Source organism: Oerskovia enterophila, from assembly GCF_001692445.1.
In the GTDB taxonomy this organism is placed as follows: domain Bacteria; phylum Actinomycetota; class Actinomycetes; order Actinomycetales; family Cellulomonadaceae; genus Oerskovia; species Oerskovia enterophila.
Genome location: NZ_MAQA01000044.1, coordinates 19,921 through 40,143 on the forward strand (window position 1 = coordinate 19,921; position 20,223 = coordinate 40,143).

At 71.7% G+C, this 20,223-nt stretch carries 21 protein-coding genes; 6 read left to right on the forward strand and 15 right to left on the reverse strand.

Annotated features, from left to right (window positions below):
• Window positions 1-7: 7 nt before the first annotated feature.
• Window positions 8-1,942: a glycoside hydrolase family 127 protein gene (locus OERS_RS15665; RefSeq protein WP_068626847.1), complete on the forward strand. Its 1,935-nt coding sequence runs from the start codon at window positions 8-10 to the stop codon at window positions 1,940-1,942.
• A gap of 96 nt (window positions 1,943-2,038) precedes the next feature.
• Here the strand turns inward: OERS_RS15665 and ispF are convergent, their stop codons facing one another.
• The 3 genes from ispF to OERS_RS15680 all read right to left on the reverse strand — a co-directional run bounded on the left by ispF (window position 2,039) and on the right by OERS_RS15680 (window position 3,955).
• Window positions 2,039-2,551, reverse strand: a complete 513-nt coding sequence (ispF, locus tag OERS_RS15670; RefSeq protein ID WP_056760584.1) for a 2-C-methyl-D-erythritol 2,4-cyclodiphosphate synthase — start codon at window positions 2,549-2,551, stop codon at window positions 2,039-2,041.
• Entirely contained in the window at window positions 2,548-3,285 is a 738-nt protein-coding gene (gene ispD / locus OERS_RS15675) for a 2-C-methyl-D-erythritol 4-phosphate cytidylyltransferase (protein WP_056645248.1), read from the reverse strand. The genes ispF and ispD overlap by 4 nt, the downstream gene beginning before the upstream one ends.
• Window positions 3,286-3,472: 187 nt before the next feature.
• Window positions 3,473-3,955 (reverse strand): CarD family transcriptional regulator, encoded by a 483-nt coding sequence (locus tag OERS_RS15680; RefSeq protein ID WP_030144079.1) that lies wholly within the window; start codon window positions 3,953-3,955, stop codon window positions 3,473-3,475.
• A gap of 379 nt (window positions 3,956-4,334) precedes the next feature.
• On the opposite strand from OERS_RS15680, the gene OERS_RS15685 reads away from it, so the two are divergent.
• On the forward strand, window positions 4,335-4,820 hold the full coding sequence (locus OERS_RS15685; protein WP_139107879.1) for a hypothetical protein: 486 nt from the start codon (window positions 4,335-4,337) through the stop codon (window positions 4,818-4,820).
• 230 nt (window positions 4,821-5,050) lie between these two features.
• Window positions 5,051-5,578, forward strand: coding sequence for a septum formation family protein (locus OERS_RS15690; RefSeq protein ID WP_068626849.1), 528 nt, complete (start codon window positions 5,051-5,053; stop codon window positions 5,576-5,578).
• 78 nt (window positions 5,579-5,656) lie between these two features.
• Here the strand turns inward: OERS_RS15690 and pstB are convergent, their stop codons facing one another.
• The 4 genes from pstB to pstS form a co-directional block, all read right to left on the reverse strand.
• Window positions 5,657-6,436: a phosphate ABC transporter ATP-binding protein PstB gene (pstB, locus tag OERS_RS15695; RefSeq protein WP_056645242.1), complete on the reverse strand. Its 780-nt coding sequence runs from the start codon at window positions 6,434-6,436 to the stop codon at window positions 5,657-5,659.
• Window positions 6,437-6,501: 65 nt separating this feature from the next.
• On the reverse strand, window positions 6,502-7,590 hold the full coding sequence (pstA, locus tag OERS_RS15700; RefSeq protein WP_068626851.1) for a phosphate ABC transporter permease PstA: 1,089 nt from the start codon (window positions 7,588-7,590) through the stop codon (window positions 6,502-6,504).
• Window positions 7,590-8,573: a phosphate ABC transporter permease subunit PstC gene (gene pstC, locus OERS_RS15705; protein WP_056645239.1), complete on the reverse strand. Its 984-nt coding sequence runs from the start codon at window positions 8,571-8,573 to the stop codon at window positions 7,590-7,592. The genes pstA and pstC overlap by 1 nt, the downstream gene beginning before the upstream one ends.
• A gap of 133 nt (window positions 8,574-8,706) precedes the next feature.
• Window positions 8,707-9,795: a phosphate ABC transporter substrate-binding protein PstS gene (pstS, locus tag OERS_RS15710; RefSeq protein ID WP_056761374.1), complete on the reverse strand. Its 1,089-nt coding sequence runs from the start codon at window positions 9,793-9,795 to the stop codon at window positions 8,707-8,709.
• Between the two features lie 372 nt (window positions 9,796-10,167).
• Between pstS and OERS_RS15715 the strand changes: the two genes are divergently transcribed.
• On the forward strand, window positions 10,168-12,153 hold the full coding sequence (locus OERS_RS15715) for a BCCT family transporter (RefSeq protein WP_068626853.1): 1,986 nt from the start codon (window positions 10,168-10,170) through the stop codon (window positions 12,151-12,153).
• A 152-nt stretch (window positions 12,154-12,305) separates the two neighbouring features.
• Here the strand turns inward: OERS_RS15715 and OERS_RS15720 are convergent, their stop codons facing one another.
• Both OERS_RS15720 and OERS_RS15725 read right to left on the reverse strand, forming a co-directional pair.
• A complete protein-coding gene (locus OERS_RS15720) occupies window positions 12,306-13,010 on the reverse strand; it encodes a response regulator transcription factor (protein WP_056645236.1) in 705 nt (234 codons plus the stop codon).
• Window positions 13,007-14,416, reverse strand: coding sequence for a sensor histidine kinase (locus OERS_RS15725; RefSeq protein WP_083201529.1), 1,410 nt, complete (start codon window positions 14,414-14,416; stop codon window positions 13,007-13,009). The genes OERS_RS15720 and OERS_RS15725 overlap by 4 nt, the downstream gene beginning before the upstream one ends.
• A 179-nt stretch (window positions 14,417-14,595) precedes the next feature.
• On the opposite strand from OERS_RS15725, the gene phoU reads away from it, so the two are divergent.
• Entirely contained in the window at window positions 14,596-15,264 is a 669-nt protein-coding gene (gene phoU / locus OERS_RS15730; protein ID WP_056645233.1) for a phosphate signaling complex protein PhoU, read from the forward strand.
• Window positions 15,265-15,440: 176 nt separating this feature from the next.
• Here the strand turns inward: phoU and OERS_RS15735 are convergent, their stop codons facing one another.
• Window positions 15,441-16,178, reverse strand: a complete 738-nt coding sequence (locus tag OERS_RS15735; RefSeq protein WP_056646553.1) for a phosphoglyceromutase — start codon at window positions 16,176-16,178, stop codon at window positions 15,441-15,443.
• Between the two features lie 124 nt (window positions 16,179-16,302).
• On the opposite strand from OERS_RS15735, the gene OERS_RS15740 reads away from it, so the two are divergent.
• Window positions 16,303-16,740, forward strand: coding sequence for a nitroreductase family deazaflavin-dependent oxidoreductase (locus OERS_RS15740; RefSeq protein WP_068626855.1), 438 nt, complete (start codon window positions 16,303-16,305; stop codon window positions 16,738-16,740).
• A 141-nt stretch (window positions 16,741-16,881) separates the two neighbouring features.
• Here OERS_RS15740 and mshA read toward each other — a convergent pair whose 3' ends face one another.
• The 5 genes from mshA to OERS_RS21235 all read right to left on the reverse strand — a co-directional run.
• Window positions 16,882-18,117: a D-inositol-3-phosphate glycosyltransferase gene (gene mshA, locus OERS_RS15745; protein ID WP_068626868.1), complete on the reverse strand. Its 1,236-nt coding sequence runs from the start codon at window positions 18,115-18,117 to the stop codon at window positions 16,882-16,884.
• 29 nt (window positions 18,118-18,146) lie between these two features.
• Complete coding sequence (locus OERS_RS15750; RefSeq protein ID WP_068626857.1) at window positions 18,147-19,301, reverse strand: lactonase family protein; 1,155 nt, start codon at window positions 19,299-19,301, stop codon at window positions 18,147-18,149.
• Between the two features lie 105 nt (window positions 19,302-19,406).
• A complete protein-coding gene (locus OERS_RS15755; RefSeq protein ID WP_056645228.1) occupies window positions 19,407-19,742 on the reverse strand; it encodes a histone-like nucleoid-structuring protein Lsr2 in 336 nt (111 codons plus the stop codon).
• A gap of 91 nt (window positions 19,743-19,833) precedes the next feature.
• A complete protein-coding gene (locus OERS_RS15760; protein ID WP_068626860.1) occupies window positions 19,834-20,028 on the reverse strand; it encodes a hypothetical protein in 195 nt (64 codons plus the stop codon).
• Window positions 20,029-20,108: 80 nt separating this feature from the next.
• A partial coding sequence (locus OERS_RS21235) for an amino acid--tRNA ligase-related protein (RefSeq protein WP_139107880.1) occupies window positions 20,109-20,223 on the reverse strand: 115 nt, incomplete at its 5' end.

Here is a 20,223-nt window from a genome sequence, read left to right on the forward strand (position 1 = left end):
GAATTCCGTGACCACCACCACCAGCCGGTCGACCGGCGGCCGACCGGTCGTCCCCAGCTCGTCGGTCCTGCGTCCGCTCGGGCTCGACGAAGTCCGGATCACGGGCGGCTTCTGGGCCGCCCGCCAGGAGACGAACCGCGTAGCCACGCTGGCCCACATCGAGCACTGGCTCGAGAAGGAGGGGTGGCTGGGCAACTTCGACGCCGCGGTCGAGGGTCGCCTCCCCGCGGCCCGGCGCGGGCGCGAGTTCTCCGACTCCGAGGTCTACAAGCTCCTCGAGGCCATGGCCTGGGAGCTGGGCAGGAGGCCTGACGACGAGCTCGACGCCCGCTTCGACGCGATCGTCCGGCGCGTGGCGGCCGTGCAGGAGCCCGACGGCTACCTGTCGACGATGTTCGGACGGCCGGGCCAGGGCGACCGCTACTCGGACCTCGAGTGGGGGCACGAGCTGTACTGCTACGGCCACCTGATCCAGGCCGCGGTAGCCCGGGCCCGCACGGGCGGCGACCAGCTCCTGGTCGACGTGGCCCGGCGTGCCGCCGACCACGTGTGCGCGACCTTCGGCCCCGACGGCCGCCAGGGGATCTGCGGGCACGCCGAGATCGAGGTCGCGCTCGCCGAGCTGTCCCGGGTCACGGGCGAGCGTCGCTACCTCGACCAGGCGGCGCTGTTCGTCGAGCGGCACGGGCACGGCACGCTGCGCGACATCGAGTTCGGTCGCTCCTACTTCCAGGACGACCAGCCGGTCCGCGAGGCGAGAGTCTTCCGGGGGCACGCGGTACGAGCCAACTACCTCGCGGCGGGTGCTCTCGACGTCGCCGCGGACGCGGGCGACCACGACCTCCTGCACGCGGTCGCGACCCAGTGGGAGAACACCGTCGCCCGGCGCACCTACCTCACGGGCGGGCAGGGATCGCACCACCAGGACGAGGCCTTCGGGGAGGACTTCGTCCTGCCCCCCGACCGGGCGTACGCGGAGACCTGCGCCGGGATCGGCTCGATCATGACGAGCTGGCGCCTGCTGCTCGCCACGGGTGAGAGCCGCTACGCCGACCTGGTCGAGCGGACGCTCTTCAACGTCGTCGCGACGTCGCCGGCGCACGACGGCACGTCGTTCTACTACACGAACACCCTGCACCAGCGGGTCCCGGGGGCCGTCGCGCCCGCGGACGTCGCGAGCGCACGCGCCTCGTCCTCCCTCCGGGCCCCCTGGTTCGAGGTCTCGTGCTGCCCGCCCAACGTCGCACGCACGTTCGCGAGCCTCGCCGCGTACTTCGTGACGGTCGACGAGGACGGCCTCCAGGTGCACCAGTACGCCGACGCGGAGATCCGTACGGCGCTGCCGGACGGCACGCCTGTCGAGGTCGACGTGCACACCGACTTCCCCGACTCGGGGGTCGTGACCTTCCGCGTGCTGCGGGACACGGGCCGCGACTGGTCCTTGCGGGTGCGGGTGCCCGCATGGTCGGCCTCGGCCCGCCTGTCCTCGGGCGGTGAGACCTGGAGCGTCGAGCCGGGCACCGCAGAGGTCCGGCGGACCTTCCGCGCGGGCGACGAGGTGCGCCTCGAGCTCGACGTGTCGCCACGTGTCGTGACGGCCGACGACAGGATCGACGCCGTGCGGGGCTGCGTCGCGGTCGAGCGCGGGCCCGAGGTGCTGTGCGCCGAGTCGCTCGACCAGACGGTCGACGACGTCGCAGAGCTCGTGGTCGACGCCTCCGTGCCGCTGCGCGAGGAGGACGGGGTCGTGGTCGCGACCGGGCGGAGGGCTGCGTCGACGGACCGTGCGTGGCCCTACCCGGAGAACGCGAGCGTCGGGCCGGAGGGCCAGGGCGACCGCACGGGTCCGGCCGGCGAGCCGCTCGACGTCGTCCTGACGCCGTACCACGACTGGGCGAACCGCGGGCCGTCGACCATGCGCATCTGGCTGCCGACGGCCTGACCCGACCCGTCCTGGGGTGCTCGGGCGGGGACCGGGGGTCCTGGCCCCGGACCGCCCGAGCACCCCAGGACGTCCCTCTCGAGCCGGTCGGTGCGGCTAGCCGTCGACGCGGACCACGAGCGCGGTCGCGAGCGCGGCCACGCCCTCGCCGCGGCCCGTGAGCCCCAGCCCGTCGGTGGTGGTCGCGGTGAGCGTCACGGACGCCCCGGCGGCGGCGCTCAGCGCAGCCTCCCCCTCCGCTCTACGGGGCCCGAGGCGGGGACGGTTCCCGATGACCTGGACCGCGACGTTCCCGATCTCGAAGCCCGCGGCGCGGACCCGGCGCGCGGCCTCGGCGAGCAGCGACGCCCCGCTCGCCCCGGCCCACTCGGGCGCGCTCGTCCCGAAGTTCGACCCGAGGTCGCCCAGCCCGGACGCGGAGAAGAGCGCGTCAGCGGCAGCGTGCGCCGCGACATCGGCGTCGGAGTGCCCGGCCAGCCCCCGCTCGCCCGGCCAGTGCAGCCCAGCGAGCCACAGGTCGCGTTCCTGCCCCTCGGGCGCGAACGCGTGCACGTCGGTCCCGATCCCGGTGCGGGGCAGGTTCGTCGGACGTCCTCCGTGTGCACTCATCGGGCGTCCTCCGTGAGGAGCTTCTCGATGTAGTAGAAGTCCCGCGCGGTCGTCACCTTCATCGCGAGCTCGTGACCGGGCACCACGAAGACCTCCTCGCCCAGCGCCTCGACCAGGCTCGCGTCGTCGGTCGCCGCGGTCGCCTCGGTCCGGGCCCGGGCGGCCCCGGCCACGTGCGCGCGCACGAGCAGCGCCCGGTCGAACGCCTGGGGCGTCTGCACGGCCCGCAGCAGGGTGCGTTCCGGGGTCGAGGCCACCCGGTCGACGCCGTCCGGGAGACCGTGCTGCGGGTCGCGCGGTGCGACGACCTTGATCGTGTCGACGACCGGCACCCCCGGGATGACCGCCTGGTGGCCTTCGCGCACGGTCTCGACGATGCGTCGGATCATGGCGGCCGGGGCGAGAGGGCGGGCCGCGTCGTGCACGACGACCACGTCGACGTCCGCACGCGCGCGGGAGAGCCCGGCGGCCACGGACGACTGGCGCGTGGCTCCACCCGCGACGACGACGACGGGCACGCTCACGTGCGGGTCGTGCTCGAGCACGTCCGACATCGCGGACACGAGCCCGTTCGGGGCCGTGACGACCAGCGCGTCGACCACGCCCGACGCGGTGAGGCGGCGCGCGGCGTGCAGCACGAGGGGCAGTCCACGGAGCGGGACCAGGGCTTTGGGGAGATCGAAACCGAGGCGCGTGCCGGAGCCGGCGGCGGTCAGGATGGCGAGGGTCGTCACGATGTCACGGTAGACGATCTCGGCTCGTGGACCGTCGTCGGCCCGCGGCCGAGACGATCGGTCGGGTCAGGAAGCCCTGCAGGGTGCGCCGTCGTCGGGAGCCCAGCGAGGCCGGGGGCCCACAGACGACGACGCACGGGCTGCCAGCAGCCCGTGCGTCGTCGGTGGTACGTGGTGAGTTCGCGGCTCAGGAAGCCAGGACCTCGTCGAGGATGGCCTCGGCCTTGTCCTCCTCGGTGTGCTCGGCCAGGGCAAGCTCCGAGACCAGGATCTGTCGAGCCTTCGCGAGCATGCGCTTCTCCCCGGCCGAGAGGCCGCGGTCTGCGTCACGACGCGACAGGTCGCGGACGACCTCTGCCACCTTGATCACGTCGCCCGAGGCCAGCTTCTCGAGGTTGGCCTTGTAGCGGCGCGACCAGTTGGTCGGCTCTTCCGTGTATGGTGCGCGAAGAACCTCGAAGACCTTGTCGAGACCTTCCTGGCCGACGACGTCGCGGACGCCCACCAGGTCGACGTTGTCCGCCGGGACCTCGATCGTCAGATCGCCCTGAGCCACCTTCAGCTTCAGGTAGATCTTGTCCTCCCCGCGGATGGTGCGGGTCTTGATCTCTTCGATCTTTGCGGCACCGTGATGTGGGTAGACAACGGTCTCGCCTACTGTGAACGTCATCTGCAGATGTCCCCTTTCGCGGAGGTCGATCTTACCACGGGGGCCCCTGCGATTCCGAGCCCTCGCCTCGCTCGCGGCCCGCGAGAGCCCCGTGATTCCGCTGCTCACGCCCGCCGCACCCTGGCGATCGATGCCGTTCACGAGCGGTTCACGCTCCCGTGAGCCCGTGGGGCGCACGTCTCCGCAGCGCGGGAGACGCCCGAGGCCACCCCCTACGCAGCGACCGGGCGGCCGCAGGCATGCCCCCTCGTACCGTCCCCCGCGCTGCCCGAGCAGTGCATCCGCCGGAGCGACTAGGCTGTGGTCATGTGCGCCCGGGCGCCGAGCACCGGCCCCACCCGTCGCACACCGAGACTGCCCGCAGCACATTGGAGCGCACGTGACCAGCACCCCGTCCCGCTTGACCACGCCTCGGCGATCGCTCGTGCTCGCGATCCCCGCGATCGTGGCGGGCGTCCTCGCCGTGTCGGCCTGCTCGCCCATCACGACGGACATCGCCTACTCGCCGTCCGACGGCGTCCGCATCAACCTCACCGACGAGGTGCGCGGGCTCAACCTGCTCATCATCTCGGCCGCAGAGGGCGAGCCCGGCACGCTGCTGGGCGGCATGGCCAACGACTCCGACGAGCCCGTCGAGATCACGGTCGCACCTGAGGGGACCGACCCGATCGACGTGCCCCTCGAGGCCGGCGAGACGGTCTACCTGAGCGTCGACAACGGCTTCGAGGCGCAGTTCGGCAACATCGACGTGCCGCCGGGCGGCACCATCTCGGTGACCCTGACGTCGAGCACGGGCGAGACCCAGACCGCCGAGGTCCCGGTCCTGAACGGCCTCCTGCCGGAGTACGAGGACTACCTGCCCTGATCCGCGGCTGACGGGCCCGGCCCCCGCAACGACGGAAGGGTCGGTGCCCGTCCCCCGCGCGACGAGCAGTGCACGACGGCGAGGCGCCCCCAGGAGGGGTGCCTCGCCGTCGTGCTTCCCTCCTGGGACGGACCGGAGAAATCACCCTGACGCGTGTCGGCGGCTCCCGATAGCATCCCGCCATCGGGATCGGCCGTCGTGGCCTCCCCCCTCGTAGAAACGGCACGCCCGTGGCTCTTGCCCGCCTCCGCCCCGCCCGCTCCCTCGCGGTCGGCGCAGTCCTCCTCACGTCGGCTCTCCTCGTCTCCGGCTGCAGCGCGATCCTCGGCCCGGAAGAGGCCCAGCGCGACGAGCCGAACGGCGAGGTCACCGCGGCCTCCGACGCCGACGTGTTCTCGCTCCAGCTCGGCGACTGCATCAACCAGGCGGAGTCCGACGCCGAGACCGAGGAGTTCGCGTCCCTGCCCGTCGTGCCGTGCGCCGAGCCCCACAACGGCGAGGTCTACGCAGAGCTCGAGCTCGAGGACGGCGACTTCCCCGGAGCCACCACGGTCGAGGACCAGGCCATGGAGCACTGCCACGGGCAGTTCGAGGCATTCGTCGGGCTGAGCTACGACGAGTCCACGCTCATCTTCTGGCCCATGTTCCCCAGCGAGCAGAGCTGGGAGCTCGAGGACGATCGCGTGATCCAGTGCTTCGTCGGCCCCGAGTCCGTGACGGAGACCGTCACGGGCACGCTCGCGGGTGCGGCGGTCTAGCGCTCCCGGCCCACCCAGGGCGTCGACGTCGAGGGCGGTCCGGCGACCGGCCACCCTCGACGTCGGCACGCCGCGAGGTCACCCGAAGCGGCCCGAGATGTAGTCCTCGGTCGCCTGCACCGACGGCGAGGAGAACATCGTCGCCGTGTCGCCCATCTCGACGAGCTTGCCCGGCTTGCCCGTGCCCGCGATGTTGAAGAACGCCGTGCGGTCGCTCACGCGGGCCGCCTGCTGCATGTTGTGCGTGACGATCACGATCGTGTAGTCGTCCTTGAGCTCGGACATGAGGTCCTCGATCGCGAGCGTCGAGATCGGGTCGAGCGCCGAGCACGGCTCGTCCATGAGGAGCACCTGCGGGCGCACCGCGATCGCACGGGCGATGCACAGGCGCTGCTGCTGGCCGCCGGACAGCCCGGAACCCGGGCGGTCGAGACGGTCCTTGACCTCGTTCCAGAGGTTCGCGCCCTGCAACGAGGACTCGACCAGGTCGTTCGCGTCCGACTTGGAGATGCGCTTGTTGTTGAGCTTGACCCCCGCCAGGACGTTCTCCTTGATCGACATCGTCGGGAACGGGTTGGGGCGCTGGAAGACCATCCCGACCTGGCGGCGGACCGCGACCGGGTCGACGTCGGGCGCGTAGAGGTCCTGGCCGTCCATGACGGCCTTGCCCTCGACGTGCGCTCCCGGGATGACCTCGTGCATGCGGTTCAGCGTCCGCAGGAACGTCGACTTCCCGCAGCCCGAGGGGCCGATCAGGGCCGTGACCGAGCGCGGCTCGATCGCCATGGTCACGCCCTCCACGGCCAGGAAGTCCCCGTAGTAGACGTTGAGGTCCGAGACGTCGATTCGCTTGGACATGATGTGCTTCCTTCCGGTGGCCGGTCGCGCGAGGTGCGCGGTCCGGCTCGACTGCTGGGCTCGGCTCAGCGAGCGGTCTTGGGCGAGAACAGGCGGCTGATGAGGCGCGCGATCAGGTTGAGCAGCATGACGATCAGGATCAGGGTCAGGGCCGCGGCCCAGGCCCGGTCGATCCCCACGCCGCCCTGCTCGTACTGGCGGTAGGCGAAGACCGGGAGGGTCGCCATGCGACCGTCGAAGAGGTCCCAGTTGACCTGTGTGATGAGACCGACCGTGAGGAGCAGGGGGGCCGTCTCCCCGATGACCCGGGCGATCGAGAGCATGACGCCCGTGACGATGCCCGCGATCGAGGTCCGCAGGACGACCTTGACGATCGTGAGCCACTTGGGCACGCCCAGCGCGAGCGAGGCCTCGCGCAGCTCGTTGGGGACCAGGCGCAGCATCTCCTCGACCGACCGGATGACGACCGGGGTCATGAGGAGCGACAGCGCGACCGCGCCCATGATCCCCGCGCGGTACGCGGGGCCGAAGATCAGCGTGAAGAGCGAGAACGCGAACAGACCCGCGACGATCGAGGGGATGCCCGTCATGACGTCCACGAGGAACGTGATCCAGCGGGCCAGGGCGCCGCGCCCGTACTCGACGAGGTAGATCGCCGTGAGCAGGCCGATCGGGACCGAGATGACCGTCGCCGCGCCCGTGATGAGGAGCGTGCCGACGATCGCGTGCCAGATCCCGCCGCTCGTCATGTCGCCGTAGACGCCGACCATGTCGGTCGACAGGAACGTCGCCCCGAAGAGCTTCGCGCCGCGCGTGACCACGATCCACAGGAGCGAGACGAGCGGGATCAGCGCGAGCAGGAACGCGAAGGTCACGAGCGTGGTCGCGAGGCGGTCGGTGGCCCAGCGGGCGCCCTCGACGACGCGCGAGGTGGTCGTGAGGCCCAGGGCGTAGAGCACGGCGCCCAGCCCCAGGACGCCCGCGATCGTGGGGGTGCCCGTGATCGCGAGGATGCCGAGAGCGACGAGCACGCCGCCCGCGGCGAAGGCCCACGGCGCCCAGCGCGGCAGACGCTTCTGCGTCGCGACGAGCTGGAGGGGGCCCGAGCCGTCGGGGACGCCGGGCGTGGCGGGGGTGAGGTCGGTGACCGTCATCAGTTCGCTCCCGAGAATTCCTTGCGGCGCGCGATGATCCAGCGCGCGATCATGTTGACGACGAACGTGATGACGAACAGCGCGAGGCCCGTCGCGATGAGGGTGCTCACCGCGAGGCCGCTCGCCTCAGGGAACTTCGAGGCGATGTTCGCGGCGATCGTCTGCTGCTGTCCCGGCTTGAGGAGGAACAGCGAGTAGAGGAACCCGGGCGAGATGACCATGAGCACGGCCATGGTCTCGCCGAGCGCTCGGCCGAGGCCCAGCATCGAGGCGCTGATCACGCCCGAGCGGCCGAACGGCAGGACCGCCATGCGGACCATCTCCCAGCGCGTCGCCCCGAGGGCCAGGGAGGCCTCCTCGTGGAGCACCGGGGTCTGGAGGAACACCTCGCGCGAGACCGCCGTGATGATCGGCAGGATCATGACCGCGAGGACGATCGAGGCCGACATGATGTTCTTGGCCGGGGCCTGGTATCCCGCGAACAGCGGGATGAAGCCCAGGGTCCCGCTCAGCCACGTGAAGAACGGGTTGAGGATCGGGAGCAGCCACAGGGCGCCCCACAGGCCGTACACGACGCTCGGGATGGCCGCGAGGAGGTCGATCAGGTAGCCGAGCCCCTGCGCCAGGCGCCGGGGCGCGTAGTGCGAGATGAAGAGCGCGATGCCCACCGAGACCGGGACCGCGATCGCGAGCGCGAGGATCGAGGCGAGCAGCGTCCCGAACACGAGCGGACCGACGTACGCGAGCAGCGAGTCCGCCTTGAACCAGGAGATCTCCTGGAGCTCCTCGGGGCTGGCCGTCAGCGCGGGCCACGCCTCGATGACGAGGAACACGGCCACCGCGGCGAGAACCACGAGGATGAGGATCCCGGCGCCGGTCGACAGGCCGGCGAAGACCCGGCCGGCCAGGCCGCCCTTGGTCGCGGGGACCTGGGGCTCGGACCCGAGCCCGGCTCGGGTGGAGGGAGGAGAGGTGACGGCCACTGATGCTCCGATGACTGAGGTGCGGCGGTGGTAGGACGACGTTCCGAGGGTCACGCGCCCGTGGCGGGCCGCGCCGGGCTGACAGCCTCGACGCGACCCGCCCCTGGGTGTACGACCGTGTGCAGTTCTTCGATCAGCTCTTGACGGTGATCGAGTCGAGCGCTGCCTGGACCTCGGTGCGCAGCGCGCTCGAGATCGGGGCGGAGCCGGCGACGGAGGCCTCGGCAGCGCGCGCCTGGCCCTCCTCGCTGGCGACGTAGGTCAGGTACGCCTTGACGTTCGCGGCGTCCTCGGCCTTGTCGTAGGTGTCGCACGCGATCGAGTAGGAGATGAGGACCAGCGGGTAGGCGCCGGCCTCGGTCGTGGTGCGGTCGATCTCGACGACGAGGCGCTTGTCGGTCGCGTCCGCTGCACGCGGCGAGGCGTCGACGACCTTGGCCGCGGCCTCGGGCGAGAACGGCACGTACTCCTCGCCGACCTTGATCGCGACCGTGCCCAGGTCACCGGCGCGCGAGGCGTCGGCGTACCCGATGGCACCCTCGGCACCCGTGACGGTGTCGACGACACCCTGCGTGCCCTGGCCCGACTGCCCGCCGGACAGAGGCCAGTCGCCGCTGGCCTCGTGCGGCCACGCGCCGTTCGAGGCGGCCGCGAGGTACTCGGTGAAGTTCTCCGTGGTACCGGACTCGTCGGAGCGGTTCACGGGGATGATCGCGGTCGCGGGGAGCTCGACGCCCTCGTTCTCCGCGGCGATCGCCGGGTCGTTCCAGGTGGTGATCTCGCGGTTGAAGATCTTCGCGAGCGTCTCGGCCGAGAGCTGGAGGTGCTCGGTGTCGACACCGGGCAGGTTGTAGATCACGGCGATGGGGCTGATGTAGAGCGGGACCTCGATCGCCTCGCCGCCGAAGCAGCGGTCGGTCGCGGTCGCGAGCTCGTCCTCCTTGAGGGCAGCGTCGGAACCGGCGAACTGCGTCGCGCCGGACAGGAACTGCTCGCGGCCTCCGCCGGAGCCGACCGCGTCGTAGCTGACGGTCACGCCGGGGGCGATGTCGCCGAAGCCGGCGATCCAGCCGGCCACGGCCTTCTCCTGGGACGAGGCGCCGGCACCGGCGAGCGTGCCCGTGAGGTCCTCGGTCGAGCCGCTCGCTGCGCCATCAGTGGTGGCGTCGCCACCGGAGTCGGTGCTGTTCGAGCCGCACGCTGCCAACGTCAACGCGAGCATGCCGACGGCTGCTGCGGAACCTGCGCGGGTGAATCGGCTGAGCTTCACTCTCTTCTTCCATCCTGTTCAACGCGGGGGCGGCACCAGCGAGCGCCGGTGACAACAACGACGCTAAGCAGGCCGGGTGACGCGCTCCGGTTGTCCGGGTGAACGACAGATGAACAGTGCACAGACTCTTGCGGCCTGTGGATAAACCCCCGCGCCAGGGGCTTCCACGGCCCCTCCCGGGAGCCAGCGGTTGCCTCATCCCGGCAGGTCGGGAACGCTGGCAGGAACAGGTCGTCGAGCAGACCGAGCCGGCACCTGCACGTCGTCGGCCCCTCGCTCACGGGCATCGCACGACCCGCACGGACGAACGTCAGGAGACCTCGCGTGAGCGACGACGGCACGAGCGATCACCCCGGCAGCGGCGCGAGCGAGGACGAGACCGCGCCGCGGTCGACCGACGTACCCGCGTCGTCCTCGACGCCGGACGTCCCCCTCGGGGCGGACGAGACCGCGCCGGCGGGCGACAGCGCCTCCTCCTCCGCTCCCGCCCCGGCGTCGGGCACCGAGGCCGGAGCAGACAACGTCACCGCGGCCGTGGCCGTCGAGGTCCCCGTGCCGCCCGGGCGCATGTACCCCCGCGTCTTCTACCCCGCCGCGGGGCTCATCCTGCTGTTCGTCCTGCTCGCGATGGTCTTCACCGACGGGACGACCGCTGTCCTGAGCACGCTCCAGGCCGACGTCATCGGAGCGTTCGGCTGGTACTACGTGCTGATCGTGGCCGGGTTCGTCATCTTCGCGCTGTGGATGGGCCTGAGCCGCTTCGGCGACATCGTGCTCGGCAAGGACGACGAGACCCCGCTGTTCCGGCTGCCCGTGTGGTTCGCGATGCTGTTCGCGACCGGCATGGGGATCGGGCTCGTGTACTGGGGAGCGGCCGAGCCGCTGACGCACTACGCGTCGCCCAAGCCCGGCGTCACGGGCGACCCGGCGGCCCTCGCGCAGGCCGCGATGGGACAGAGCTACCTCCACTGGGGCGTGCACGCCTGGGCGATCTACGTCGTCGCGGGCCTCGCGCTCGCCTACGCGATCCATCGCAAGGGGCGCCCCGTCTCGATCCGGTGGGCCCTCGAACCCCTGCTCGGCGACCGGGTCAAGGGCCGCCTGGGCGACGTGGTCGACGTCGTCGCGGTGCTGGGCACGGTGTTCGGTGTCGCGACCTCGCTGGGCTTCGGTGTGCTGCAGATCGGGGCCGGGCTCGGTTTCCTGAACGTCGCCGAGCCGGGCCTGGCGCTCCAGATCGGCCTCATCATCGGGATCACAGCCGTCGCGACCCTCTCGGTCGCCTCGGGCCTGGGGCGCGGCATGAAGTGGCTGTCCAACGGCAACATGGTCCTGGCCGGCGTCCTGGCCCTCACGGTGCTCGTCGTGGGCCCCACGCTGTTCCTCCTGCGCGACTACGTGCAGTCCATGGGGTACTACCTCCAGAACGTCATCCGCCTGACGTTCGACACCACGGCCTTCCAGGGCGACGCCGGGCTCGAGTGGCAGTCGTCGTGGACCATCTTCTACTGGGGCTGGTGGATCTCGTGGGCCCCGTTCGTGGGCGTCTTCATCGCGCGCATCTCGCGCGGGCGCACCATCCGCGAGTTCGTCATGGGTACCCTCCTGGTCCCCACGCTCGTGACGTTCCTGTGGTTCTCGATCTTCGGCGGCTCGGCGCTCTACCGGCAGATCTTCGGCGACGGCGGGCTCATAGGCGCCGACGGGAGCGTCGACACCGACACCGTGCTGTTCCAGCTCCTGGGCGACCTGCCGGGCGGCCCGGTCCTCACCGTGCTTGCGATCGTGCTCATCGGGGTGTTCTTCGTGACGTCGGCCGACTCGGGCTCGTTCGTCGTCGGGATGCTGACCTCGGGTGGCGACCCGCACCCCGCGGTCTGGAACCGCATCCTGTGGGCCGTGCTGTCCGGCCTCCTCGCGATGGCCCTCCTGATCTCGGGTGGGCTCACCGCTCTGCAGACGGCTGCGATCCTCATCGCGCTACCGTTCTCGGTCGTCATGATCGGCATGGCCCTGTCGACCGTGATCGCGCTGCGCGAGGAGCACAGCGCGATCCTGCGCGCCGAACGGGCCCAGGCCCGCCTGGTCCTCACCCAGCACGTCACGCGCCGCGTGACCGAGACCATCTCCGAGCAGTGGGACGAGCTCTACGGCAGCGACGTCCCAGGGCCGCCGAGACCCGCCGACGAGCAGCGGACGCCCGAGCGCCGCGGCCCCCTGCGCGGGCGGCCGCGGCGCAGGGCGGACCGTGAGGGGCCGAGCGGCACTGGGTCGAGAGGCACCGAGCCGGGCGGGACGGGCGGTCCCTGAGGTCGGGCGCAACCGTCCCCGGCACTGCCGGGCACAGTCGGCACAGTCGGCACAGTCGGCACTGCCGGGCCCAGTCGGCGCTGTCGGGCCCAGCAGTCCGACCAGCACCTCTGGGCCGCCGGACCCGCAGCGACACCCGCAGCAGGCCGGTCCTACGACTCGCCGTCGGCCACCTTGTAGCCGAGCCCGCGGACCGTGAGCAGGTAGCGCGGGGTCGCGGGGTCCGGCTCGATCTTCGAGCGGATGCGCTTGACGTGCACGTCGAGGGTCTTGGTGTCCCCCACGTAGTCGGCCCCCCACACACGGTCGATGAGCTGCCCGCGCGTCAGGACGCGCCCCGCGTTGCGCAGCAGCAGCTCGAGCAGGTCGAACTCCTTGAGCGGGAACGAGACGAGCTCCCCGTGCACCGAGACGGTGTGCCGCTCGACGTCCATCTTGACCGGACCGACCTCGAGCGCGCCGTCATCCTCGGGCTCGCCCGCGGCGGCCTCCGCGCCGCCCTGGCGCCGCAGCACGGCGCGCACGCGCGCGAGGAGCTCGCGGAACGAGTAGGGCTTGGTCACGTAGTCGTCGGCCCCGAGCTCGAGCCCCACGACCTTGTCGATCTCGGAGTCCTTGGCCGTGAGCATGATGACGGGTACGTTGCCGCGCTGCCGCAGCTCGCGACACACCTCGGTGCCGCTCAGGCCGGGGAGCATGAGGTCGAGCAGCACGAGGTCCGCGCCGCCCGCGTCGTAGGCGGCGAGGGCCTCGGGCCCCGTGGCCGCCTCGACGACGTCGAAGCCCTCACGGGCCAGCTGGTAGGTCAGAGGGTCGCGGTACGACTCCTCGTCCTCGACGACCAGGATGCGCGTCACGCACCCACCTCCTTGGTTCTGGGGGACGTGCCGGGGTAGGGATCGGTCTGTGGGTCGCCCGCCCCGGAGGGGGCGGCGACGTCGGTCGGGGCCTGGCCCTCGGGTCCGGGGGTGCTCTCGGTGCCGTCGGCGCTCCGCGCGCCTCCGGCGCCCTCAGGGCGGCCAGTGCCCTCGGTGCTCTCGGTGCCGGCAGCGCCGGCAGCGCCGGCAGCGCCGGCAGCGCCGGCAGCGCCTTCAGTGCCGTCGGCGCCCGACGACGCAGCCTCCACCGCGGTCGGGTCCGCCGCGGGGATACGCAGGGTGAACGTCGAACCGCGACCGGGCTCGGACCACATGGTCACCTCGCCGCCGTGGTCCGCCGCGATGTGCTTGACGATGCTCAGGCCCAGACCCGTGCCGCCCGTGTCGCGCGAGCGCGCGGGGTCGACCCGGTAGAAGCGCTCGAACACGCGCTGCTGCTCGCCCTCGGAGATCCCGATGCCCTGGTCGACGACCGCGATCTCGACGAGGTCTCCCACGACGCTCACGCCGACCCCGACCCGCGTGTTCTCGCCCGAGTAGGCGACCGCGTTGTCGAGCAGGTTGCGGACCGCGGTCACGAGCAGCGCGTGGTCGCCGTAGACGACCGCGTCGAGGTCTCCGCCGACCGTCAGGACGATGCCCTTGCCCTGGGCGTTGGTGCGCGCCCGGTCGACGGACTCCTCGACCACGCCACGCACGGGCACGGTCGTGACGGCCTGGAGCGCGCCGGCGACCTGGAGGCGCGAGAGCTCGATGATCTCCTGGACCAGCGCGGACAGGCGCGTGGCCTCCTGCTGCATGCGCCCCGTGAAGCGGCGGACCGCGACCGGGTCGTCCGCCGCGTCCTGGACGGTCTCGGCGAGCAGCGCGAGCGCCCCCACCGGCGTCTTGAGCTCGTGCGAGACGTTGACGACGAAGTCGCGGCGGATCGCGTCGATGCGCCGTGCCTCGGTCCGGTCCTCCGCGAGCACGAGGATGTGGTGCGGTCCGACCTGCGCGACCCGGACCTGGAGCATGACCATGCCGCGACCGACGGGGCCGCGCGGGAGCTCGAGCTCCTCGTCGCGGATCACGCCGTCGCGCTGGACCTCGGCGATCATGTCGAGGATCGCGGCGTGCACGACCGCGTCGCCGCGCACCACGCCCAGGGCGTAGGCGGGTGGGCTGGCCCGCACGACCTCGCCCTCGCTGTCGAGGACCACGGCGGCCGAGCGCAGCACCGCGAGCACGCGTACGAGCCCTTCGTCGAGCTCGGGGGCCTCGCCGTCGGGCATGCGGTGCGTGCTGCGCTCGCTGAACCGGAACGCGAGCGTCGCGAACACTCCGACGAGCAGCCCGATGACCCCGGCGACAAGCAGCCCGACGCCCTCCTGGATTCCTTCCACGGCTCCAGCGTACGGTCGGAGACGGCCGCGCCCGACCGTTCCTGGCCGTTCCGGGACGGTTCGGTCACCGCGCGTCCAAGAGTTCACCTGGCGGCGTCCTGTCGTTCACCTGACCGTTCACCTCCCCGTTCACCTGGCCTGACATGGTGGGGGTTGCTGGTCACCATGAAAGGGATGCGATGCGGGAAATCTTCGAGGCCGAGCTCAAGCAGGTCGGTGACGACCTTGCCGAGATGAGTCGCTTGGTCGAGTCTGCCATCAGTCGGGCGGGGACGGCGCTGCTCACTGCAGACCTCCAGCTCGCACAGTCGGTGATCGCGTCCGACCACGCGATCGACGCGCTCGAGCGCGAGCTCGACGAGCGCTGCGTCCTGCTGCTCGCGCAGCAGCAGCCGGTCGCGACCGACCTGCGTGTCGTCGTGAGCGCGCTGCGCATGAGCGCCACGCTCGAGCGCATGGGCGACCTCGCACGTCACGTCGCCCAGGTCGCGCGGGGCCGTTACCCGGCGCACGCGATCCACCCCCTGCTGGAGGGGACGTTCGCGCAGATGCACGACGCCGCGACCCGGGTCGCGCGCCGCACCACGACGCTCCTGACGACGCGCGACCTGACGGTCGCGGCGAACGTCGAGCGCGACGACGACCTGCTCGACCACCTGCACCAGGACACGTTCGCGGCGATCCTGGGCCCGGACTGGACGGGCACCCCGCAGGAGACGGTCGACGTGACTCTCGTGGGCCGGTACTACGAGCGGTTCGGCGACCACGGCGTCTCGATCGCCAAGCGCGTGACGTTCCTCGTCACAGGCGATTTCGCGGACGACCGCGGGCAGGCCGCGCGGGCCTAGCGGTCCCCCGGGTCCCTCCCGCTGCCGACCGCGTGCTCGGCAGGAAGGGGTCGGCGACGCCTCTCCCGGCGCCGAGCACCAGGACGCACGTCTCCCCCGCTCCATGAATGCCCGACGGCGCCGCTCCCCTCGCGAGGGGAGCGGCGCCGTCGGGCGTTCGCGTCAGTGCGTCGAGGTCAGCGACCCTGGTTCGCGACCGCGGCCACCGCGGCTGCCGCGGCGTCCGGGTCCAGGTACGTGCCACCCTTGACGATCGGCTTGAAGTTCTCGTCGAGCTCGTAGACGACCGGGATGCCCGTGGGGATGTTCAGGCCCGCGATGTCCTCGTCCGAGATGTCGTCGAGGTACTTCTCGATCGCGCGGATCGAGTTGCCGTGAGCGGCGACCAGGACGGTCTTGCCGGCCTTGAGGTCGGGGATGATGTCCGACTCCCAGTAGGGCATCTCACGCTCGAGGACGTCCTTGAGGCACTCGGTGAGGACCTCGGGCTCGCCCGCGTAGCGCGGGTCGGCGTCCTGCGAGAACTCCGAGCCCTTCTCGATCGCGGGCGGCGGCACGTCGTAGGAACGACGCCACAGCATGAACTGCTCCTCGCCGAACTCCTCGAGCGTCTGCTTCTTGTCCTTGCCCTGGAGCGCACCGTAGTGGCGCTCGTTGAGGCGCCACGAGCGCTTCACGGGGATCCAGTGACGGTCGGCGGCGTCCAGGGCGAGGTTCGCCGTGGTGATCGCGCGACGCAGGAGCGAGGTGTGGACGACGTCGGGCAGGATGCCGGCCTCCTTGAGGAGCTCGCCTCCGCGCTTCGCCTCCTCGACGCCCTTCTCCGAGAGTGCGACGTCCACCCAGCCGGTGAACAGGTTCTTGGCATTCCATTCGCTCTCGCCGTGGCGGAGCAGCACGAGGGTGTAGGTCATGGTGACCATCATCCCGTACCGCAGCGGCCGTGGCAGCGCTGTCCCGGGAAATGGTCACCGAACATCTACGGAACGGGAATCACCTGCTCGGGAATGGTGACGCGCGCCACGCGTTGCACTCGGTATGCCGATCACCGGAGAGTACGCACCGAGCCCCAACGACCGCGCGCGCAAGCAGACCGAGCTCTACGAGAGCTCGGGCGGGACCCAGGGCACGACCATGAACGGGATGCCCGTCGTCATCCTGTGGACCCTGGGTGCGAGGAGCGGGAAGATCCGCAAGACCCCGCTCATGCGCGTCGAGCACGACGGCGACTACGCCGTCGTGGCCTCGCTCGGAGGAGCGCCCCAGCACCCCGTCTGGTACCACAACGTCGTGGCGGACCCGCACGTCGAGCTCCAGGACGGCCCCGAGCGCCACGACTACACCGCGCGCGAGGTCACGGGCGAAGAGAAGGCCCTGTGGTGGAAGCGCGCGGTCGAGGCGTACCCGCCGTACGCGGACTACCAGGAGCGCACCGACCGGGAGATCCCTGTCTTCGTGCTCGAACGCCGGGGCTGAGCGGAGCGGTCGTCGGGGGCGCCCGGCCCGAGCAGGGCGCCCCAACTGGAGCGGCCCGGCGACGGGAGCGGCCCGGCGACGGGAGAGGCCCGGCGACGGGAGAGGAAGGCCGGGGCATCGTCACCGCCGACCGGCCCCCCGTCAGCGTGGTCGCGCGGCCCGCACCTCGGCGGCCTGCGCGTACACCGACAGCATGGCCTCGGCGGTCGCGTCCCAGCCGTAGCGCTCGCTCACGCGCCGGGCGCCGGTCGCGAGCTCGGCACGTCGCGCGTCGTCGGCCATCAGGTCGCTCAGCGTGCGCGACCACGTCCACGGGTTGTGGTCGGGGACCAGGATCCCCGACACGCCGTCCTCGACGACCGTCCGCAGCCCGCCCACGGCCGCGGCGACCACGGGCGTGCCCGACGCCTGCGCCTCGGCCGCGACCAGCCCGAACGACTCGTTGTGCGAGGGCACCGCGACGACGTCCGCCGCCCGGTAGTAGCGCACGAGCTCCTCGCGCGGCACGGGCGGGCGCACGATCACGTGGTCGGCGACCCCCATCTGGAAGGCCAGCGCCTCGAGCTCGCGCACGGCTGTCAGGCGACCGCTCGCGCCGCCCAGGACCACGAGGGTCGGTAGCGGTTCGTCGTGGTCCGCGAGGACGCCGAGCGCACGGACCAGGACGTCGGGCGCCTTGAGCGGCTGGACGCGACCCGCGAAGAGCACGAGCCGACCGGTCGTCGGGAGCCCCAGGGCTGCCCGCAGCGCCTCCTTGGTCTCCCCCGGAGCGGGGGGCGAGAACAGGTCCAGGTCCACGCCCGGCGGCACGACGTGGACCTTCGCGGGGTCGGCCCCGTACTGGTCGACCAGGTCCTTGAACTCCTCGGGCGTGCTCGCCACGAGCGCGTCCGCCTCCGCGACGACCTGCTCCTCGCCGATGATCCGGCCGAGCGGCTCGGGGGCGTCGCCCGGCGCGAGCGCGGCGTTCTTCACGCGCGCCATGGTGTGCATCGAGTTCACGAGCGGTACGTCCCAGCGGTCCGCAGCGAGCCAGCCCGCCTGCCCCGAGAGCCAGTAGTGCGTGTGCACCACGTCGTACCAGCCGGCGTCCCGCCGCGCCTCGGCCCGCAGGACCCCAGCCGTGAAGGCGCAGAGCTGCCCCGGCAGATCGTTCTTGTCGAGCCCCTCGAACGGACCGGCCACGACGTGGCGCACCAGGACGCCGTCCTCGGCCTCGACCACGGGAGGCTGGGCCGACGACGTCGCGCGCGTGAAGATCTCGACCTTCGCCCCGCGCCGCGCGAGCGCCCGCGACAGCTCGGTGATGTACACGTTCATGCCACCCGCGTCGCCCGTGCCGGGCTGGTCGAGCGGCGACGTGTGCACCGAGAGCATCGCGATGCGCGGCGAGTCCTTCACGGCGCTCAGGCCTCCACGACGCAGGCGGGGACGGGGATCGCGAGCTCGTCGACGAGCGTGCCCGCGCCGTCCGCCCGGTCGATCCGCAGGACCGTGAGGTTGGACGAGTTCTGGTTCGCCACGACCACCAGGTCGGCCTCGGGCGTACCGTCGCCCGCGGGAGCCAGCACCGCGAAGTGCCGCGGCCACGCCCCGCCCAGCGGGGTGTCGGCGAGGTGCTCGAGGACGGGACCTGCGCCGTCGGGCCCCAGGGCGTCGCGCGAGACCGCGAACGTCGAGAGCACGTCCGCCCCGCGGATCGCGACGAAGAGGCGCGAGCCGTCCGCGCTCAGCGCGACGTGCGACGGGTAGCTGCGACCACCCTCGGGCAGCGGGGCCGCGGTCGCGGGGACCGAGCCGGCGACCTCGAACGAGCCGTCCACGCCCGGGGCCAGGACGTACACACGCGAGTCGAGCTCGGTCGCGACGAACAGGGCAGCAGGAGCGCCGTCGACACCGGCAGCGCCGGGCAGGACCGCGAAGTGGCGCGGGCCCGCACCGCCGGGGAACGTGGCGACGACGCGCGCGGGCATGCCGCCCTCCACCTGGGCGCGCAGGTCGCCGACCGTGCGCGGGTAGGCGCGCAGCTCGTCCGTCCCCAGGTCCACCACGACCGGGTCCCCCGCGACGGCCCCGACGAAGTGGGCGTGCGGCCCCTCCTGGCGGTCGGCGTCGGGTCCCGTGCCCTGGTGCCCGAGCCGCAGCGCCTCGGTCGGAGCACCGTCGGCGTCGAGCGGCAGCACCGCGAACGTGCCGTCACCGTAGTTGGTGACCCACAGGGCTCCGTCGACCGCCACGACGTGGCACGGGTAGGAGCCGCCGCTGGGCACGCTGCCCAACGGGTCGAGCCCGCCGTCCGCCGTGAGGGCGAACCCGCTCACGGCACCGTGCTCGGTCTCCGTGACCGCGTACAGCCGGGTACCGGCCGGGTCGAGCGCGAGGAACGACGGCGACGGCGTGACCGCGACCAGGGCAGGCTCGCCCAGCTCACCCGTCGCGGCGTCGACCTCGAGACGCCAGATCCCCTCGCCGCTCCCCGCGTCCGCCCCGTCCGGGTACGTACCGAGCCACAGGGTCCGAGAGGTCGCGGCGGCCACGGGCGCCGACGAGGTAGAGGTCATGCACAGAGCCTAGTAGCACCCGGACATGCGTCAGGGGCGCCCTGACCAGGCCTCCGCACTGCGGAGAACCGGTCAGGACGCCCCTGAGCGAAGACGTCGGCGAATTCAGTTCGCCGCGTCGAATGCCTGCTGGATGTCGGCCGAGATACGACCGCGCTCGCTCACCGTGTAGCCGTTGTTCCGGGCCCATTCACGGATCTCCGTCGCACGCGACGGGCCGGCAGCAGAGGAACGTGCCTTCTTGGCGGCCGGACGAGCAGCGCCACGCGTGACCTTGCGAGCGTGACCGACCCACTTCGAGAATGCTTCACGCAATTCCTCGGCGTGCGCCGAGCTGAGGTCGATCTCGTAGGAGACGCCGTCGAGGGCGAACGTCACGGACTCGTCGGCAGACCCACCGTCGACGTCGTCGACGAGAATTACCTGAACCTTCTGTGCCACTGTGCTACCTCGCGTCTTCGAGAATTGATGCTGGTATCTCGAAGTGTGCCATTCTCATGGAATCACGTCAAAGCGAAAGCAGCGTGTCCGGCTAGCGAGAAGTCGTCGACGATTCCTGTGCGGCCCGTTCCTGACGCTCTGCCGCATCCGCCTGGGCGTCGAGCTCGGCCATGGCGAGGCGTTCCGTGCGGTCCGAACGGATGATGGCGCGCATCGCGAAAAAGAAGAGGATACCGACCCCGACCGACGGGATCAGCGCATAGACGGCCGGCCAGAAATCAGTCATGCCCGTCAGTCTACGACCGACCGGCGGGTGCCGGGTACGTCGCCCGCGACGCACCCGGCACCCACGGAGCCGGCGGGAGGCTACTGAGCCGGCTTGACCAGCGGGAAGAGGATCGTCTCGCGGATACCGTGGCCGGTCAGCGCCATCAGCAGGCGGTCCAGCCCCATGCCCATGCCACCCGACGGGGGCATCGCG

What these genes read in the sequence shown, in the direction of transcription:
- ispF (WP_056760584.1), bottom strand. Translation starts at nt 2,551, where the DNA reads ATGAGTGCACACGGAGGACGTCCGACGAACCTGCCCCGCACCGGGATC.
- OERS_RS15680 (WP_030144079.1), bottom strand. Translation starts at nt 3,955, where the DNA reads ATGACGTTCACAGTAGGCGAGACCGTTGTCTACCCACATCACGGTGCC.
- pstB (WP_056645242.1), bottom strand. Translation starts at nt 6,436, where the DNA reads ATGTCCAAGCGAATCGACGTCTCGGACCTCAACGTCTACTACGGGGAC.
- pstA (WP_068626851.1), bottom strand. Translation starts at nt 7,590, where the DNA reads ATGACGGTCACCGACCTCACCCCCGCCACGCCCGGCGTCCCCGACGGC.
- pstS (WP_056761374.1), bottom strand. Translation starts at nt 9,795, where the DNA reads ATGCTCGCGTTGACGTTGGCAGCGTGCGGCTCGAACAGCACCGACTCC.
- phoU (WP_056645233.1), top strand. Translation starts at nt 14,596, where the DNA reads ATGCGGGAAATCTTCGAGGCCGAGCTCAAGCAGGTCGGTGACGACCTT.
- OERS_RS15735 (WP_056646553.1), bottom strand. Translation starts at nt 16,178, where the DNA reads ATGACCTACACCCTCGTGCTGCTCCGCCACGGCGAGAGCGAATGGAAT.
- OERS_RS15740 (WP_068626855.1), top strand. Translation starts at nt 16,303, where the DNA reads ATGCCGATCACCGGAGAGTACGCACCGAGCCCCAACGACCGCGCGCGC.
- mshA (WP_068626868.1), bottom strand. Translation starts at nt 18,117, where the DNA reads ATGCTCTCGGTGCACACGTCGCCGCTCGACCAGCCCGGCACGGGCGAC.
- OERS_RS15750 (WP_068626857.1), bottom strand. Translation starts at nt 19,301, where the DNA reads ATGACCTCTACCTCGTCGGCGCCCGTGGCCGCCGCGACCTCTCGGACC.
- OERS_RS15760 (WP_068626860.1), bottom strand. Translation starts at nt 20,028, where the DNA reads ATGACTGATTTCTGGCCGGCCGTCTATGCGCTGATCCCGTCGGTCGGG.